This is a genomic window from Geothrix edaphica (assembly GCF_030268045.1).
Classification (GTDB): Bacteria; Acidobacteriota; Holophagae; order Holophagales; family Holophagaceae; genus Geothrix; species Geothrix edaphica.
In genome coordinates this window covers 20,405-36,558 of sequence record NZ_BSDC01000003.1, presented here as the reverse complement: position 1 = coordinate 36,558, position 16,154 = coordinate 20,405, and the positions used below count along the sequence as shown (strand labels likewise).

Sequence of the window (16,154 nt, the reverse complement as noted above, 5' to 3'; positions counted from 1 at the left end):
ATTGCGGTTCGACGTCTCAGGGGGGCCCCATGCGTGACCACGAGACCCAGCCAGGCCAGGAAGGTTCCCCGGACCAGACCCAGAAGCTGGTCCTTCCCCTCACCTCCGAGGCCCCGCAACGGACCCAGAAGATCTCCCTGCCCGCCGGGACGGCGGGGCAGACCCAGACGCCCCACCCTCCGGCGCCTTCCCGGTCGCGGGGATGGAAGCTGTCCCTGGTCCTCGGGGGCCTCATCGTGCTCGGCGGCGCGGTCTTCCTCGTGTCTTCGCGCGGACCCGCGCTCCAGGCGCCCGCCGCCCGGGCCGCGGCGCCGGAGTCGGAGGCGGAGGTTCCCAGCGCGGCGCGGGCCTACCTGGACCAGGCCAAGGCGGGCGATGCCAACGCCATGCGGATGTTGGGGGCGATGTACTACTACGGGCTGGATGTCCCCCCGAACCGCGAGAAGGGCCTCTCCTGGTATCGCAAGGCCGCTGAGGCGGGCAGCGAGGTGGCCCGGACCGAGCTCAGCCGGCTGGAGGCTGTCGGGAAGTAGCCGGCTGCTGTTCCGGGGCGCTCCGCCAGGCAAGCACCTTGCTGGCGCCGGCCCTGCCGATGGCCTCGACCAAGGCCGCCTCTTCGGCCATGCGCACCTGGGTGGCGCTGCCGAAGGCCTGGAGCAGCTTCTTGGCGGTGGTGGGACCGATGCCGGGGATCTGGGTCAGCTCGGTCTGGAGCGTGCGCTTGGCCCGCAGGGCCCGGTGGTAGGTGATGGCGAAGCGATGGGCCTCGTCGCGGATGCGCTGGAGCAGCTGCAGCACCGGTGAGGTCTTCGGAATCCTCAGCGGTTCGCTGGAGCCCGGGCGGAACACCAGCTCCTCCTTCTTGGCCAGGCTGCCCAGCTCCAGCTGTTCCAGCCCCAGCTCCTTCAGGGCTGCCTCGGCGGCATGCAGCTGGCCCAACCCGCCATCGATGAGGACCAGATCCGGGAATTCCTGGCCTTCGTCCCGCATCCGCCTGTACCGCCGCGTGACGGCCTCGAACATGTTGGCGAAGTCGTCGTTCTGCTCGTTGGTCATCTTGAAGCGGCGGTAGCGGGCCTTGTCGGGGACGCCGTCGCTGAACACCACGCAGCTGGCCACCACCTCCCGGCCCTGGCCGTGGCTGATGTCGAAGCACTCCAGTCGGCGGGGCAGGTGGCTGAGGCCCAGGAAGGCCTGGAGCCCCTCCAGCACCGCCTCGTTGAGCCGCGCCGGTTCGAACTTGCGCTCCAGCGCCAGCCGCGCGTTCTCCTGGGCCATGGCCAGCAGATCCACCTTCTCGCCCTTCCGAGGCACCTGGACCTGGGGGCGCGACCCGCGCATGCCGCCCAGCCAGTCCCGGAGCAGTTCCAGGTCCTCCGGCTCGACCTCGGCCAGGATGCGGCCGGGCACGGGATCGGCGCTGTAGACCCGCTGAAGGACTTCGGCCAACACCGCGCCGTCGAAGGCCTCCACATCCTCCAGCACGTATTCCTGGCGCCCCATCATGCGGCCATCGCGGAGCATGAGGCGGTGGACGCAGGCGCGCCCGTCCAGCACGGCGCTGCCGTAGACATCCATGTCCTCCAGGTTCGGACCGGCAGCCTTCTGCCGCGTGAACCAGGCGTCCACCTGCTGGAGGGCGTCCCGGTGCTGGGCGGCCTGCTCGAAGGCGGCGGCCTCGGCGGCCTTCCACATGGCGGCCTCCAGCCGCGCCTTCAGCTCGTCGCGCTTGCCTTCCAGAAAGAGTCGCGCCTCCTTCGCCTGCTCCCGATAGGCTTCCTTGTCCACGGCGGCGATGCAGGGCGCCGTGCAGCGGTGAAGCTGGTATTTCAGGCAGGCCCGGCCGCGCTTGCCGTCGATGTCGATGTCGCAGTCGCGGATCTGGAAGAAGCGGTACACCAGCTCCGCCGTGCGGTAGGCCGTGCTGGCGGGGAAGAACGGCCCGTAGTAGAGGCCGCCGTCCTTCCGCACCTTGCGCGTGACGAAGACCTTGGGAAAGGCCTCCTTCCAGGTGAGCTTCACGTAGGGGTAGCTCTTGTCGTCCCGCAGCAGGATGTTGAAGGGCGGCAGGTGCTCGTTGATGAGGTTGTTCTCCAGCACCAGGGCCTCGAGCTCCGTCTCGCAGACGATGAACTCCAGGTCCCAGATGCGGGCCACCAGGCGGCGGGTCTTGGCGTCCAGGTGCTTGTTCTGGAAGTAGGACTTCACCCGGTTCCGCAGCACCTTGGCCTTGCCGATGTAGAGCAGGTTCCCCTTCGGGTCCCGGTAGAGGTAGCAGCCTGGCCGCAGGGGCAGGTCCGACAGCTTGCGCTGGAGGGCGGGGGACTTGTCGAGGTTGTTCCGGATCGCGGCCACGGTTCAGTGTAGCTGTCAGGTATCGACTATCAGCTATCAGCTATCAGCTATCGGCTGTCAGCTATCGGTGGGGGCGGATCTGGGACAATGGGGGGATGCTGAACCTCGAGACCTTCCCCGTGGGCCCGCTGGGCTGCAACTGTTCCCTGCTGTGGGACCCCGCCACGGGTATGGGTGTGGTGGTGGATCCGGGCGGGGACGGCGCGAAGATCCGGAAGCGCGTGGAAGTCCTGGGGTTCAAGGTCGCGGCTTTGCTGCACACCCACGCCCACTTCGACCATGTGGGCGCCACGAGGGAGTTGCAGGATCTCTGGCAGTGCCCAGCCCACCTGCACGGCGACGACACCTTCCTCATCGAGGCGCTGCCGCAGCAGACGGGGATGTTCGGGATGCCCGCCATCCCCCAGCCCGAGATGACGGGCCTGAGCGCCGGGGATCGGCACCTGGACCTCTCGACACTGCACACGCCGGGCCACACGCCGGGCTCCTGCTGCTTTCACGGGGCCTTCGCCCAGGGCCAGGTGCTGCTGGCGGGGGATACGCTCTTCCGCGGCGGCGTGGGGCGCACGGACCTCTGGGGCGGCAGCTGGGAACACCTGGAGCAGAGCATCCGGCGGGAGCTCTACGTGCTGGATGGCGCCACCCTGGTCATCCCGGGGCATGGCCCCGCCACCACCCTCGGGGTGGAGGCGGAGACGAACCCGTTCGTGCGGAGATAGGTCAGCGGCCGAAGCGGAAGACGGCGCTCACCGACAGCCAGGTGAGCGAATCCATGCCCAGGCCATCGGCCCCGTTCTTCTCTACCGAGACGCTGTTGAGGTGGCCTTCGAGGCTGAAGATGCGGTTGAAGGTGTAGCCGCCGCCGACGCGCAGGCCCAGGCGCCCCGACTGGTTCGCCTCCACATCGGGGTAGCCCGCCAGCTCATAGGTGGCCTTGACCTTGTTCACGTTCAGGCCCACGAGGAAATACCCACCCTGGACCGGGGAGGTCGCATTGAACACATAGTCGGCTCCGAGCTGGGCCACGCTGAAGGTGTTCTGCTGGGTGCTGCCGAAGAGCGTCTGCTCCTTGCTTGCGAAGCCGTTCGCGTTGAGGATCAGGCGCAGCTGGTGGTGCTGGGTGAAGTTGAGGTCGAGGTGGCCCCCGAAGTGCACGCCCAGGCCCCCGTTGGCCCCGACGTAATAGCCACCATCCTTCTTGTCGGCGAAATCACCGACCGGAAAGTTGAGGCCGGCCTGCAGGCCGCCATTGAGGGTGGGCGACTGGGCCAGGAGGCCGGAGCCAGCCAGAAGGAGCAGGGGAAGGGCGAGGGAGCGCATGGTTCCTCCAGAAGAAGGCGGCCCAAGAATAGCAGAGGCGAAGGTTGCTTTTCGATGGTTGCCCGGGGCACTGGTGGCATGATGGGTCAACCCTCCGGAGATCCTCCATGGACACCCTGCTCGCCTCCTCCTTCGGCTGCTTCGGCCCGATCGCGATCTTCCTGATCATCTACCTCTTCGCCTGCCTCAAGGTCGTGAACGAGTACGAGCGGCTGGTGGTCTTCACCCTGGGCAAGGTGGAAGACAAGCCCAAGGGCCCGGGCCTCTGCTTCGTGTGGCGGCCCTTCCAGACGGCCATCACCGTGAGCCTGCGCACGACGGTGCTGGAAGTCCCCAGCCAGGACGTGATCACCCGTGACAACGTGAGCCTGAAGGTGAGCGCCGTCGTCTACTCGCGGGTGCTGGATCCCAAGCAGGCCATCATCGGCGTCGAGAACTACTACTACGCCACCAGCCAGATCGCTCAGACCACCCTGCGCTCCATCCTGGGCGAAGTGAGTCTGGACGAGCTGCTGGCGGACCGCGAGAAGCTCAGCGCCCGCCTGCGGGAGATCATCGACCGTTCCACCGAGCCCTGGGGCGTGGAAGTGAGCAGCGTCGAACTGAAGAGCGTGGACCTGCCCGAGCAGATCCAGCGCGCCATGGGCAAGCAGGCCGAGGCCGAGCGCGAGAAGCGGGCCAAGATCATCGCCGCCGAGGGCGAGCTCATGGCCAGCCAGCAGCTGCTGGAGGCCGCCAACAAGATCAGCCAGAACCCCACGGCCATCCAGATGCGCTACCTGCAGACCCTCACCGAGATCGCCGTGGAGAAGAACAGCACCATCGTCTTCCCGCTGCCCATGGAGATCATGAAGGCCTTCGAGAAGCTCACGGAGAAGTAGGGGGCCTCCAACCCCGCCACACTGCGGCCTCCGCTTTCGCCAGGGCGGAGGCTGCGCTGTCTCGACCGGCATAGGCCTCGGCCTCCACGGCCTCCGCGAGCCGCAGCAGGTCGCCCACCCTCTCCGGCCTCAGCGTGCCCAGTCGCAGCAGCCAGGCCCGGGCCGTCTCGCCCGCCTGCGGGGCCGCCACCCGCCGGGTCCGGGCCAGGAGGGGGCGCAGGGCGCGGATGCTCCCGGGCCCGGGCGCGACGGGCCGCCAGAGCGCGCGGGTGCGCCAGGCGATCCAGCCTGCGACCAGCAGGGCGAGTCCCCAGGAGAGGCCGGCCGGCGGCGCCTTCCACCGCCACTCCCAGCCCTGGAGCCGGGCCTGGAGCCAGGAGAGACCGGCGACCTGGTCCTGGTCCGAGAAGCGCACCACATGGCGGTCCCACTGGTAGCGCAGGTTGTCGAGCCAGCGGGTGAGGATGCCGAGGTCGAGAGGCGCTCCGTGCGGGCCCTGGCCGGCGCCCGCCGGGGTGGGATCCGCCACGTGCCAGCCACCCTGGTCCCAGTACTCCACCCAGCTGTGGGCCTGGTCCTGGCTCACCCGGAAGTAGCCGCCCTCGGGGATCCAGGGGCCCAGGCGGAAGCCGTTCACCACCCGGGCGGGCACGCCGCGGGCCCGGAGCATCAGCGCCATGGCCGAGGCGAAATACTCGCAGTGACCGGCCTGGGTGCGCTCCAGGAAGTCCTCCAGGGGATTCGCCGCGCGGCCCGAGGGGTTGTCCAGGGTGTACCGGAACCTCCGCAAGTCCCGCTCCAGCACGTGGGCCAGCTCCGGCGTGGCCAGGATCCCCGGGGCCAGGCGGAGGCTCCAGCGCCGGGCCGCCTCGTGCTCTGGTCCCAGCTCCAGGAGATGCCCGAGCCTCCGGGGGGACAGCCAGGGCTCCGAGGGGTCAGGGCCCCCGGCGCTCCAGGTCACTTCCAGGGGGACGGGGCGGGTCCGGGGGAACTGCCAGCGGAGGCTGCCGCCGCCGCCCCGGCGCAGGGGCGCGTTCGGCTCCACACCCGTGGTTCCGTAGGGCAACGTCAGGATGCCCTGGGCGCTGGGATAGAACAGGAATTCCGCGCGCCGAGTTCCGGAACCCTGGCGCGGGCCGCGGAGGACGGGCGGCGTCAGGTCAGAGGTGCTCCAGCGCATCCCCTGGACGGTCTCGAGGGCCACGCCGCGCAGCAGGTCCAGGCCGGGCAGCGTCGCCGGGTCCGTCCCCGGGGGCGGAGCGATCCGCAGGACCACTTCGGGATTCGGCTCGATGGGGCCGCCGCTGGCGAGATCCATCTGGTCGCCGAAGCCCGCCCGGGCGGCCAGGGCGGTGGTGCCCAGGAAGCCTCTGGGCCGGAAGCCGGCGTTGAGGCGTGGCAGGATCAGGAAGAACCCCACGCCCAGCACCAGCGTCGCCCCCATCCAGGCCGGGATGCGCCCGAACGGGGGGCGGGAAGGCGTGCCCCGGCGGAGGCTGGCGGAGGCCTCCCAGCTCTGCTGGAGCAGGGCCGCCGCCGCCGATCCCAGCCAGAGCAGGGCCCAGAGCAGGAACACCAGATCGGTGGTGCTCACGGCGGTGGTAAGGAAGAGCAGGAAGCCCATGAGCACCAGCTGGCGGCGCTGGGGCAGCTCCCGGGGCAGGACCAGCCTCAGTCCCGCCAGCAGGAAGAGGGTGTGGATGGCTACGGGGAAGATGCCGTGCCCCCGGGCGAGATCGGCCAGGAAGAAGGCGAGGGCGCCGACCTCCAGCCAGCGGTGATGCCGGCCCAGATCCCAGCGCAGAGCCTCCACCATGGCGGCCCCCACCAGGGGCAGGGCCATGATCGCCAGCTCCCCGGGCTCGTAGATGCCCGTGGAGATCGCCGCTCCGTAGGCCACCCAGAGGGGCAGGTGGTCGATCCAGCGCGCCCACCTCACGGCCAGACCCAGCTCCCGAGGGCCACGGGGCGCGCGGCGCCGGTCACCTCGGGGAGGTTCCCCGGCAGGCCGAGGGCGCTGGCGGCGCCGAGCAGGGCCCAGCTCACGGCCTCCCGGGCGCCGGCCGGGAAGGCGGTGTCGTCTTCCAGGGGGAGCGGCAGGCGCGTGGCGAGTTCGGTACGGAGGCGCCGGTGCTGGGCCCCGCCACCGCTCACCAGGCCATGGGTGCCCGGGGCCAGGGGATCGAGGCGGGCGGCCTCGCGGGCCACGGCCTCGGCGCTGAAGGCCGCCAGGGCGGCCAGCCGATCCGGCAGGGCAAGGGTCTCCAGCGTGCCAGCCTGCGCTTCGAGCCAGGCCTCGCCGAACACTTCCCGGCCCGTGGATTTCGGCGGCGCCTGCCGGAAGTAGGGGTGTTGCATCCAGCGTTCCAGCAGGTCGCTGTGGACGCGGCCCGAGGCCGCGGCACCGCCGGGATCGAAGGCCTGCCCCAGCCAGCGCCGGGCGGCCAGATCCAGGAGCGACATGCCCGGGCCCGTGTCCCAGGCCTGCAGGCGGGAACCATCCCAGTACGCCAGGTTCGCGATGCCACCGAGGTTCAGGGCCAGCCAGGGCTCTGCTCCGCGCAGCCAGCGCTCGGGCAGGGGCACCAGGGGCGCGCCCTGGCCGCCCAGGGCCAGGTCGCGGCGGCGGAGGTCCCACACCACCGGGCAGCCCAGGACCTCGGCCAGCACGTAGGGATCCGCCAGCTGGAGGCTGGCACCCTCGGCGGGGTGGTGCTGGACAGTCTGGCCGTGGAGGGAGGCCAGGTCGGGCTGCAGCCCCAGGGTTGCGCAGAGTTCCGCCGCGGCGTGGGCGTGGTGGTCCCCCAGGCGCCGCTGGAGGACACAGAGTCCCGCGGGATCCAGGCGGTTCGAGGCGGCCGCCAGGACCGCCGCCTTCAGGGCCTCGGGGTAGGGCGCGGCGTGGTGGCCGAGTAGGGCGCGGAAGGGTCGCGCATCCGGAAACCCGGTGGGGTCCACCTCCACGGCCACGACATCCACGCCATCCGCGCTGGTGCCGGACATGAGGCCCAGCACACGCCAGGGACGGTCCTCCGGGAGCGGGATGCGGAAGCGCATGCTGCTGATCATGCCAGCAAGTGCAGGAGACCGGATTGCGGGTACTCTGGATGCCCCCGGGGGTTCCCCATGTTCTGGATCATCCTCATCGTCGGCATCGTGCTCTTCTTCGTCCTGCGCGGGAAGAAGGACCGCGCGGAACAGCTGGGCGCTTCGCGCCGTGCCCTGCCCACGGGGCCGCTGGAGGCGTACACCTTCCCCTGTCCCTATCCCAAGTGCCCCGCCTGTGGAGCCACGGGCGACAAGATGAAGCAGGACTGGGATGGCCTGCGGGCGGTGAAGTGGACCTGCGGTTACTGCGGGGCCCTCGTGGGCGTGCAGACCCTCAAGGACGAGGAGCTCCCTCCCTCCGCGCGCCGGCGCCTAGGAATGGACGCGCCGATGCAGGGCTCGGTCCCCATGCAGCAGGGTGGCTACGGCCAGCCCGGCGGCGGCATGGGTGGCCTGCTCACGGGCATGATGATCGGCAGCATGATGGGCGGCGGCCATCACCACGATGGGCAGAACAACGGCGACGGCTGGGGCGGCGGATCCTCCGACGGCTCCTCCAGCGATTGGGGCGAATCCAGTTCCGGTTCCGGCGACTGGGGTGATTCCGGTGGCGGGGACTGGGGCGGTGGCGATTCCGGTGGCGGGGACTCCGGCGGAGACTGGTAGTTTCCGGCCGCTGAAATCCCGGCAGGAGATTCTGTTGATCCCTTTCTGGATCAGGAGGATACGTCTACCCGTAAAAATGGCGACATTTGTATCGTGAATGAGGCTTTTGGAGATTTTCCTTGATATGGACATTCAAATGTCCACTATGAAGCCACTTTCTTTCTGATCCTGGCCATCTGGTGGTGGCCATTCCATTTGGAGCGGCCATGGCCTGCCGTCGCATGCGCTATCTGACTCTGCTTCTCGCTGCCGGGGCGATCCTGTCGGCCCAGACCACGGGGTCCCTGCAGGGGCGTGTCCTGGACACCAAGGGGCGGCCCGTGGCCGGGGCCCGGGTGGTCCTGAGCGGCGCCGGCATGCAGGGCGGGCGCACGGCCGTCACGGACGAGACCGGGTCCTACCGGTTCGGCCTGCTGCCACCGGGCCCGTGCGTCATCACCGCGACCAAGGAGGGTCTCAACACCGCGAAGTCCCAGCTCCAGATCGGCCTGGACCGCACCTCCTCGGTGGACCTGACCATGAATCCCGTGGCCACGGCGACGGTGGAGGTGACCGACGCGACCACAACGATGGATATGAAGGCCACCACATCGGGGGCGAACTACACCTCTGACACCCTGGCGAAGCTGAACGTTTCACGCGACTTCGCGAACATCGCCCTGCTGGCCCCCGGCGTCAGCCAGGACAACGCTGGCTTCAAGGTCTACGGCGCCACGGGCGCGGAGAACAACTTCGTGGTGGACGGCATCAACGCCACAGATGTGGAGTTCGGCACCAAGGGTAAGAAGGTGCCCATGGAGTTCATCCAGGAATTCCAGGTGAAGACCGGCGGCTACGAAGCCGAGTACGGCAAGGCCATGGGCGGCATCATCAACGTGATCACGAAGTCCGGCGGCAACGACTTCACCGGGGATGTGTTCGTCTACTCGGAAGGGGCCTTCCTCAAGACCGGCAACAAGCACCAAAATGACGGCAACCTGTCCAAGCCGCTGGTCCTCGAGGACAAGACCCTGGAACTGGGCTTCGACGTGGGCGGGGCGGTCATCAAAGACAGGCTCTGGTACTTCATCGCCTATGACCGCCGCAAGGAGGACCAGACCTACGGCATCCGCATCGGCCCCGAAGCCGGCCAGAAGGCCCCCCAGAACTCCAAGCGCGACCTCTTCGCGGCCAAGCTCACCTGGCGCGTGACCGACAGCCAGAGCCTCATCGCCTCCATCGTCGGTGATCCCGAGACCATCACCGGCGCTGTAAAGTCGCCCCAAGGCAGCGTCGGCACCTGGGATGGCGAGAACAAGGTGGGCGGCACGGACCTGAGCCTGCGGTACGAGGTCACCGGCGAGCGCTGGTTCGGCCAGATCCAGGTGAGCCGGCACCAGCAGACCAGTTCCATCCTCCCCGGTCTGGGCGGAAGCCAGACGCAGTTGGTGGACCAAGCGGGCGGGGGCGCCCAGAGCGGTGGCTTCGGGCGCTGGGATGACAAGAAGTTCACCCGCGACAACATCGCCGGCTCCCTCACGGGCTTCCTCGGCGCGCACGAGGTGAAGGCCGGCTTCGACCTCCAGTACGACAAGGCGGACATCCACCGCAGCTACACCGGGGGTCAGCTGGTGACGCTCCTGTTCAATGACGGCCTGGGAACCGCCACGTCAAAGATATACTCCCATTACTGGTGGACCACCGCCGCGGGTCAGCTGACACCGACCTTCGATGCCCCCAGCATCGTCTTCGCGTCGAAGCCCAAGCACGAGAGCCAGGCTTTTTTCATCCAGGACAAGTGGACCGTGATGCCCACGCTGACCGTGAACCTGGGCGTTCGCACGGACCAGACGGACATCAAGGACCAGTTCGGCGCCAAGGTGATCTCGCTCAAGAACGAGTGGGCGCCGCGTCTGGGGATCATCTACGACTTCCGAGGGAAGGGCCAGGACAAGGTCTACGCCAGCTTCTCTCGCTACTTCGAGCAGCTGCCCCTGGATCTGGTGATCCGCTCCTTCAGCGTGGAGCGGAATCCCACCACCTACAACTACAGCCCCACCAGCTACGCGCCGGATCCCGCCGCTGAGGCCGCCGCCGGATCGACCTCGTCGATCGTTGGTTCCTACGTCGAGCCTGTGGACGGCAACCTCAAGGGCTCGTACACGGACGAGATCATCCTCGGCGCGGAGTCCACATTCCGGAACCTCTACGTCCTGGGGGCCAAATACATCCGCCGCTACCTGGGCCGGGCCATCGAGGACGGCCTGGACGTGAACTCCCCCCTGGGGGACTACTTCATCATGAACCCCGGCGTCAGCTCCCCGGCGGGCGTGACCTACCCCAAGGCCGTGCGCGACTTCACGGGCGTGGAACTGACGGCCCAGCGTAAGCTCGCGGACCACTACACCTGGCAGTTCAGCTACCTCTGGAGTCAGCTCAAGGGCAACTACGAGGGCGCCTACCAGGGCATCGGCGGCGTGGACGGCACGGGCCAGCTGGATCCCAACATCAACAGCGCCTTCGACCTGCCCGAGTTCATCACCAATAGCTACGGCCGCCTCAGCGGCGACCGTACCCACCAGGTCAAGGCGAACGGTTCCTACGAATGGGATTTCGGGCTCACCGCCGGCGCCTCCATCACCTACCAGACGGGCACCCCCATCAGCCGGCTGGGCTACCACGACGGCTACGGACGCTATGAACTGTTCCTCGTCCCTCGGGGCACCGAAGGCCGCACTCCCGACAATACGCGCCTCGACGTGAACGTGGCCTACACCATGCAACTACCGAACAAGCAGCGCCTGCGCTTCGTGGCGGAGATCACCAACCTGCTGGACTCCCAGACCGCTACGGTCATCGACCAACGTTACAACTTCGCCCAAGCCGATGTGGGCCAGACGAACGAGAACTACAAGAGTCCCTTCTCTTTCCAGGCTCCGCGGTCCGTCCGCTTGGGAGTTCGCTATAGTTTCTGACCTCAGTTGTGGTTCAACGGTAAGCGGCCCCTGCAGGGGCCGCTTACCCTGTTGGTCATAGCACTTTGGGGACGACGAAGTGGCCCCGGTCCTGCTCTGGCGCATTGGCCAGAGCCTGGGCCTGGGTGAAGGTGTCATGCGGCTCATCCTCCCGGCGGGGCAGAGGGCGATCCAGACCCGTGAGCATGGGTTCCACCTGGTCCAGGGCCAGTCCGTCCAGGCTGGCCGCGTGGGTGAGCATGCGCGCCATGGCCAGGCGCATGGGCTCGACCTCGTCCTCCCGCAGGCTCAGGTGGGCCAGGGCGGCACAACGCAGCACATCCTCGCGGGTCACGTCCATGTCAGGCTCCGAGTTTGAGGTCCGCGTCGGCGTTCTGGATCCAGGGCTCCGCATCCGTCGGCAGCAGGGCGCCCGCCGCGGCGATCATGGCGCCGTTGTCGGTGCAGAGGCGCGGCTCGGGGATGGCCAGGGTGAGGCCCTCCCGGGCTGCCAGGGCCGCGGCGTCGCTCCGCAACCGCGAGTTGCAGGCCACGCCGCCACTGATCACCAGGCTTCGCGCCCCGTGTTCCCGGGCCAGGTCCGGAACCGGTTTCAGCAGCCAGGTGGAGATGGCTTCCTGCAGGCTGCGGCAGAGGGCCTGCACCTCAGGATCCGCGGCCCCCGCCCCGGCCAGGCGGGGGTTCCGCTCCACCCGCAGTTTCACACCGGTCTTCAGGCCGGAGAAACTCCAGGAGGCCTTGCCGTCGCGGAACTTCGGCGGCGTGAAGGGCTCCGCGGCGCGGGGCGCGGCCTGGGCGCAGGTGTCCACGACCGGGCCGCCGGGGTAGCCCAGGTTGAGCATGCGGGCGGTCTTGTCGAAGGCCTCGCCCGCCGCATCGTCTCGGGTCTTCTGCAGCAGCTGGAGCGAGGTCCAGTCCCTGGCCAGGTAGAGATGGGTGTGTCCTCCGGAGACCAGCAGCACCAGGGCCGGGAAGGGCAGGTCCGGCGCGGCGAACCGGGCGGCGTTCAGGTGGCCGAGCAGATGGTGGACACCCACCCAGGGCAGGCCTTCCCGCCAAGCCACGGCCTTGCTGGCGCTGAAGGTGGCCAGCAGGCTGCCCACCAGCCCGGGGCCGCGGGTGACGGCGAGGCGGTCGAGCTCGTCCAGCCCGACTCCGGCCTGGGCCAGGGCCCCGGCCATGACCGAGCGCACCTGGAGGAGGTGCTCCCGGGCCGCCAGCTCGGGCACCACGCCTCCAAAGGGGCCGTGGATGGCGTCCTGGCTCTCGCGCACCAGGGACCTGAGCACCGGTCCAGAGGGCGTTTCCTCCACCACGGCGGCGGAGCAGTCGTCGCAGGAGGATTCCAGGCCCAGGACCAGCATCCGGATAGTGTAACTTGGCACCTGGAGCCTACCTCATGCGCAGTCTGATGCTGTTGCTGCTGCCGGCCATTCTGATGGCCCAGCGCCCACCAGCCTCCCCCGCCGATGCCTTCAACCGGGAACTGAAGCGCAACCGGTTCGGCACCTGGCTGGTGCTGGAGGACGAGGGCGCAGCCTGGGGCGCGGCCATGCGGTCCGGCCTGGACGAGGAGCCAATGATCCTGCTGAACCTGCCGCTGAAGGTGGTGGCGGGGGGCAAGAAGGCCGATGCCCTGGCCCCGGTCCTCCGGGAGCGCTTCGGCTGGGCGAAGGGAGCCCACTGGGCCCTGGTGGACGCGAAGGGCCGCGTGAAGGCCGAGGGGGCCGAGACTCCCATGCCGGGGGCTCTGGGCCGGGCCGTGGAGCAGGCTGGACCCTCTTCCCGGGCGCAGGAACTGGAGGCTTTCCTCCGGCAGAACCCGGACCGCCTGGACGCGCGGGCGGCGCTGTGCCGGGAATACCTGGTTGTGGCAACCCGGCGGACGCAGAAGGCCCTGAGCCTCCCCGGATCCAAACCGGCGCCATCCGAGCCGGCCCCCGTGAAGCCGCTGGATCCCGAGGTGGACCTGAAAATCTGGGCTGCGGCGGCCCAGCAGCTGGACCTCATCCTTCGGGAGGCCATCGGCTCTCCCGATGGGTCCCTGGGATTTCTGTTCAGCCCGCGGCTGCGGAGTTCCGCGGCGGAGCAGTCTCCGTCCATGATCGCGGTGCTGGTGCGCCACAAAGCGACCCTGGAGGAGACGCTTCGCCGGTCGCCGGAGAGCTTCACGACCTGGCAGCTCTGGATTGCCGCCTCCCAGAAGTGCGGCGGGTGGCCTCTCCAGCCCCTGCTCGCGACCATTCCAGTCTTGCCCGGAACGCCGCCGGGGTTATGGCCGCCACAGGGCATTTTCGAGGAATACCTGAAGGACGCGAAATCCCGGAGCGACTGGACGACGGTCCGGGAGGTGCTGGAACCCCGTTGGAGCGGCCTCCGGGATGCCGTCATGGACGGGCAGATGGAATGGGGCAGCAACGCCTTGTCCTGGGATTGGCTGGATCCCTTGCTGGAGGCCCAGGTTTCCCAGGGAGACATCGGGGCCGCCGATCAGATGCTGAGCGAAGCGGCTGAGGTGGTGGGTTGGCCTGGCCTTCCGGGAAAGGCCCGGGACCTTGCCACGCGGCTGAACCGCCCCGATCTCGCGGCCCGCTGGGGCGCTCTCGCCGTGAAGGGCCGATGAGCCTCGTCCCCACCCGCATCCAGCTCAACCGCCCGCTTCCGCCGCTCACCTACCTGGCGCCGGAGGGCCTGCCCGCGGGGGTGCGGGTGCGGGTGAAGGTGCGGAACAGCCTGGCGGTGGGACTGGCCATGGGGCCCGACCCAGCCCCGCCCGCGGCCAAGCTCCGGCCCATCGAGGCGGTGCTGGATCCCTTCCCTCTGCTGCCGCCGAAGCTGCGGGAGCTGCAGGCCTTCGCGGCCCGCTACTACGGCTGTCTGGAGGCCCACCTGCTGCCCTTGAGCCTGCCCCAGGCCCTGCTGCCCCACTGGGAGGCGGACGAGGACGGGCAGCGGCTGTCCTTCCACCGCGAGCGCGGGGCCTGGGGAGTTCTCGCGGACCTGGGCGAGGCCTGGCACCGGGATCCCTCCCTCCTCCCCACGCTCCTCCACCGGCCCCTCCTTCGTGGCGCCGGCTTTACGGAGGTCCGGCTCACCGGCGCGCCCCATCCCCCCCGGGTGACACCCTCCCAGGCCAAGGTGCTGCTGGCCCTGGAGGATGGGGGCGGGGCCATGATGGAGCCGGAGCTCCTGGAGGCGGCGGGCGTCGGGGCCTCGGTGCTGGGCACTCTGGAGAAGCGGGGGCTCATCGAGCGGATGAAGCGGGTGGACCTGCTGGGTCAGCGGCGGGAGGCCGGCCTGGACCGCACGGTGGTCCTCAACGAGGAGCAGCGGACCGCCCTGGAGGCCGTGGCGCTCGGGACCTTCGGTGTCCACCTGCTGCACGGCGTGACGGGGTCCGGGAAAACGGAGGTCTACCTCGCCCTGGCGGAGCGGGTGCTGGCCCAGGGGCGGCGCGTGCTGTGGCTGGTGCCGGAAATCGGCCTCACCGCGCGGCTCCTGGACCGCTTGGAGGCCCGCTTCCCCGGCCGCATCGCCGTGGGTCACGCGGGTCTCAACGCCGGCGAGAAGCATGGTGATGTCGTACGCCTGCTCTTCAATGGCGCGGATCTTTTCGTGGGCGTCCGGAATGCCGTGCTGGCCCCGCTGCGCGACATCGGCCTCATCATCGTGGACGAGGAGCACGAGGGCTCGTACAAGTCCGAGGAACATCCCCGCATCCACGCCCGGGACCTGGCCATCAAGCGGGCCCAGCTTGAAGGCTGCCCCATCCTCCTGGGCAGCGCGACGCCCAGCCTGGAGAGCTGGCAGGCGGCCCAGGCCGGCCGCTACCAGCTGCTCCAGCTGAAGCAGCGCCCCGCGGGGATCACCCTGCCCACTGTGGAGATCGTGGATCTCCGGGACGCCTACCGGCAGTTGCGCCGGAAGGTGATCCTGGCGCCGCCGCTGATGCAGGCCCTGGTGGACGTGCTGGAGAAGGGGGAGCAGTCGCTCCTGCTGTTGAACCGCCGGGGCTACGAGAACTTCTGGATGTGCCGGGCCTGCGGCAAGACGCTGGGCTGCCCGCACTGTGCCATCTCGCTCACCTACCACCGGGGTGACTTCCGCCTGCGCTGCCACCTCTGCGGCCACGAGACTGTGCCGCCGGAAGCCTGCCCCGACTGCGGAGCCGAGCACCTGCGGGGGGTCGGCGAAGGCACGGAGCAAGTGGAGGAGCACTTGAAGCAGGTCTTCCCCAGCGCCCGCATCCTGCGCCTGGATCGGGACACCACCCGTCGCCGCGGCTCCTTTGAAGCCGGCCTGCTGGCCGCCGAGGCCGGGGAAGTGGACATCCTGGTGGGCACCCAGATGCTGGCCAAGGGCCACACCTTCCCGAAGCTCACCCTCGTGGGTGTGCTCAACGCGGACCAGGGCCTGAAGGTGGCCGATTTCCGGGCCTCGGAGCGCACCTTCCAGCTGCTCACCCAGGTGGCGGGCCGGGCCGGGCGTGCGGAGCTGCCGGGTCGCGTGATCCTCCAGACCTACTCACCGGAGCACCCCGCCATCACCTTTGCCCTGGCCCAGGACTTCGAAGGCTTCGCGGCCTCGGAGCTGCCCTTCCGCGAGGGCCTGGGCTATCCGCCGTTCACGGCCCTCACCCTCTACCGTGCCGAGGCCGACACGCTGAAGGAGGCCCGGGAGGCCCTGGAGGGGTTCCGGCAGCGCCTGTCCGTCCCGGGTCTGCGGGTGCTCGGTCCCCTGGAGGCGCCCGTGCCCCGCGTGCGGGACCGCTGGCGCATGCACCTGCTGCTCAAGGGACCCCGGGGAGCCCTCGGCGAAGTCCTCGCCCGCCACCCGCTGGCTCCCGCCGGTCCCATCAGCCTGGACCGGGACCCCATCCAGTTCGGATGAAAAAAGGGCCCCCGAAGGGGCCCTTTCTATGACAAATCAG

13 protein-coding genes are annotated in these 16,154 nt (G+C 69.3%); 7 read left to right on the top strand and 6 right to left on the bottom strand.

Translation table 11 applies throughout. The features are described from left to right. Window positions 1-29 precede the first annotated feature (29 nt). Entirely contained in the window at window positions 30-533 is a 504-nt protein-coding gene (locus QSJ30_RS10965) for a tetratricopeptide repeat protein (RefSeq protein WP_285609167.1), read from the top strand. Here the strand turns inward: QSJ30_RS10965 and uvrC are convergent. Continuing rightward, entirely contained in the window at window positions 505-2,355 is a 1,851-nt protein-coding gene (uvrC, locus tag QSJ30_RS10960) for an excinuclease ABC subunit UvrC (protein ID WP_285609165.1), read from the bottom strand. The genes QSJ30_RS10965 and uvrC overlap by 29 nt on opposite strands. 95 nt (window positions 2,356-2,450) lie before the next feature. Here uvrC and QSJ30_RS10955 point away from each other — a divergent pair, with 95 nt between their 5' ends. After that, a complete protein-coding gene (locus QSJ30_RS10955; protein WP_285609163.1) occupies window positions 2,451-3,074 on the top strand; it encodes an MBL fold metallo-hydrolase in 624 nt (207 codons plus the stop codon). A gap of 1 nt (window position 3,075) precedes the next feature. Here QSJ30_RS10955 and QSJ30_RS10950 read toward each other — a convergent pair whose 3' ends face one another. Next, window positions 3,076-3,675 (bottom strand): hypothetical protein, encoded by a 600-nt coding sequence (locus QSJ30_RS10950; protein WP_285609161.1) that lies wholly within the window; start codon window positions 3,673-3,675, stop codon window positions 3,076-3,078. 107 nt (window positions 3,676-3,782) lie between these two features. Here QSJ30_RS10950 and QSJ30_RS10945 point away from each other — a divergent pair, with 107 nt between their 5' ends. Then, on the top strand, window positions 3,783-4,556 hold the full coding sequence (locus QSJ30_RS10945) for a slipin family protein (RefSeq protein ID WP_285609159.1): 774 nt from the start codon (window positions 3,783-3,785) through the stop codon (window positions 4,554-4,556). Here QSJ30_RS10945 and QSJ30_RS10940 read toward each other — a convergent pair. Both QSJ30_RS10940 and QSJ30_RS10935 read right to left on the bottom strand, forming a co-directional pair. Next, window positions 4,543-6,495 carry a transglutaminase TgpA family protein gene (locus QSJ30_RS10940; protein WP_285609157.1) on the bottom strand — a complete coding sequence of 651 codons (1,953 nt, stop codon included), beginning with the start codon at window positions 6,493-6,495 and terminating at the stop codon, window positions 4,543-4,545. The two genes, QSJ30_RS10945 and QSJ30_RS10940, sit on opposite strands and share 14 nt — an antisense overlap. After that, window positions 6,492-7,613 (bottom strand): anhydro-N-acetylmuramic acid kinase, encoded by a 1,122-nt coding sequence (locus tag QSJ30_RS10935; RefSeq protein ID WP_285609155.1) that lies wholly within the window; start codon window positions 7,611-7,613, stop codon window positions 6,492-6,494. The genes QSJ30_RS10940 and QSJ30_RS10935 overlap by 4 nt, the downstream gene beginning before the upstream one ends. Before the next feature lie 69 nt (window positions 7,614-7,682). Here QSJ30_RS10935 and QSJ30_RS10930 point away from each other — a divergent pair, with 69 nt between their 5' ends. Together QSJ30_RS10930 and QSJ30_RS10925 are read left to right on the top strand one after the other, a co-directional pair. Then, window positions 7,683-8,270 (top strand): hypothetical protein, encoded by a 588-nt coding sequence (locus QSJ30_RS10930; RefSeq protein WP_285609153.1) that lies wholly within the window; start codon window positions 7,683-7,685, stop codon window positions 8,268-8,270. Between the two features lie 206 nt (window positions 8,271-8,476). Further along, a complete protein-coding gene (locus tag QSJ30_RS10925; RefSeq protein ID WP_285609151.1) occupies window positions 8,477-11,224 on the top strand; it encodes a TonB-dependent receptor in 2,748 nt (915 codons plus the stop codon). A gap of 55 nt (window positions 11,225-11,279) precedes the next feature. Here the strand turns inward: QSJ30_RS10925 and gatC are convergent, their stop codons facing one another. Then, complete coding sequence (gatC, locus tag QSJ30_RS10920; protein ID WP_285609149.1) at window positions 11,280-11,564, bottom strand: Asp-tRNA(Asn)/Glu-tRNA(Gln) amidotransferase subunit GatC; 285 nt, start codon at window positions 11,562-11,564, stop codon at window positions 11,280-11,282. 1 nt (window position 11,565) lies between these two features. After that, complete coding sequence (gene tsaD, locus QSJ30_RS10915) at window positions 11,566-12,609, bottom strand: tRNA (adenosine(37)-N6)-threonylcarbamoyltransferase complex transferase subunit TsaD (RefSeq protein WP_285609147.1); 1,044 nt, start codon at window positions 12,607-12,609, stop codon at window positions 11,566-11,568. A 14-nt stretch (window positions 12,610-12,623) separates the two neighbouring features. Between tsaD and QSJ30_RS10910 the strand changes: the two genes are divergently transcribed. After that, window positions 12,624-13,847 (top strand): hypothetical protein, encoded by a 1,224-nt coding sequence (locus QSJ30_RS10910; RefSeq protein ID WP_285609145.1) that lies wholly within the window; start codon window positions 12,624-12,626, stop codon window positions 13,845-13,847. Further along, entirely contained in the window at window positions 13,844-16,114 is a 2,271-nt protein-coding gene (gene priA / locus QSJ30_RS10905; protein ID WP_285609143.1) for a replication restart helicase PriA, read from the top strand. The genes QSJ30_RS10910 and priA overlap by 4 nt, the downstream gene beginning before the upstream one ends. Window positions 16,115-16,154: the final 40 nt, after the last annotated feature.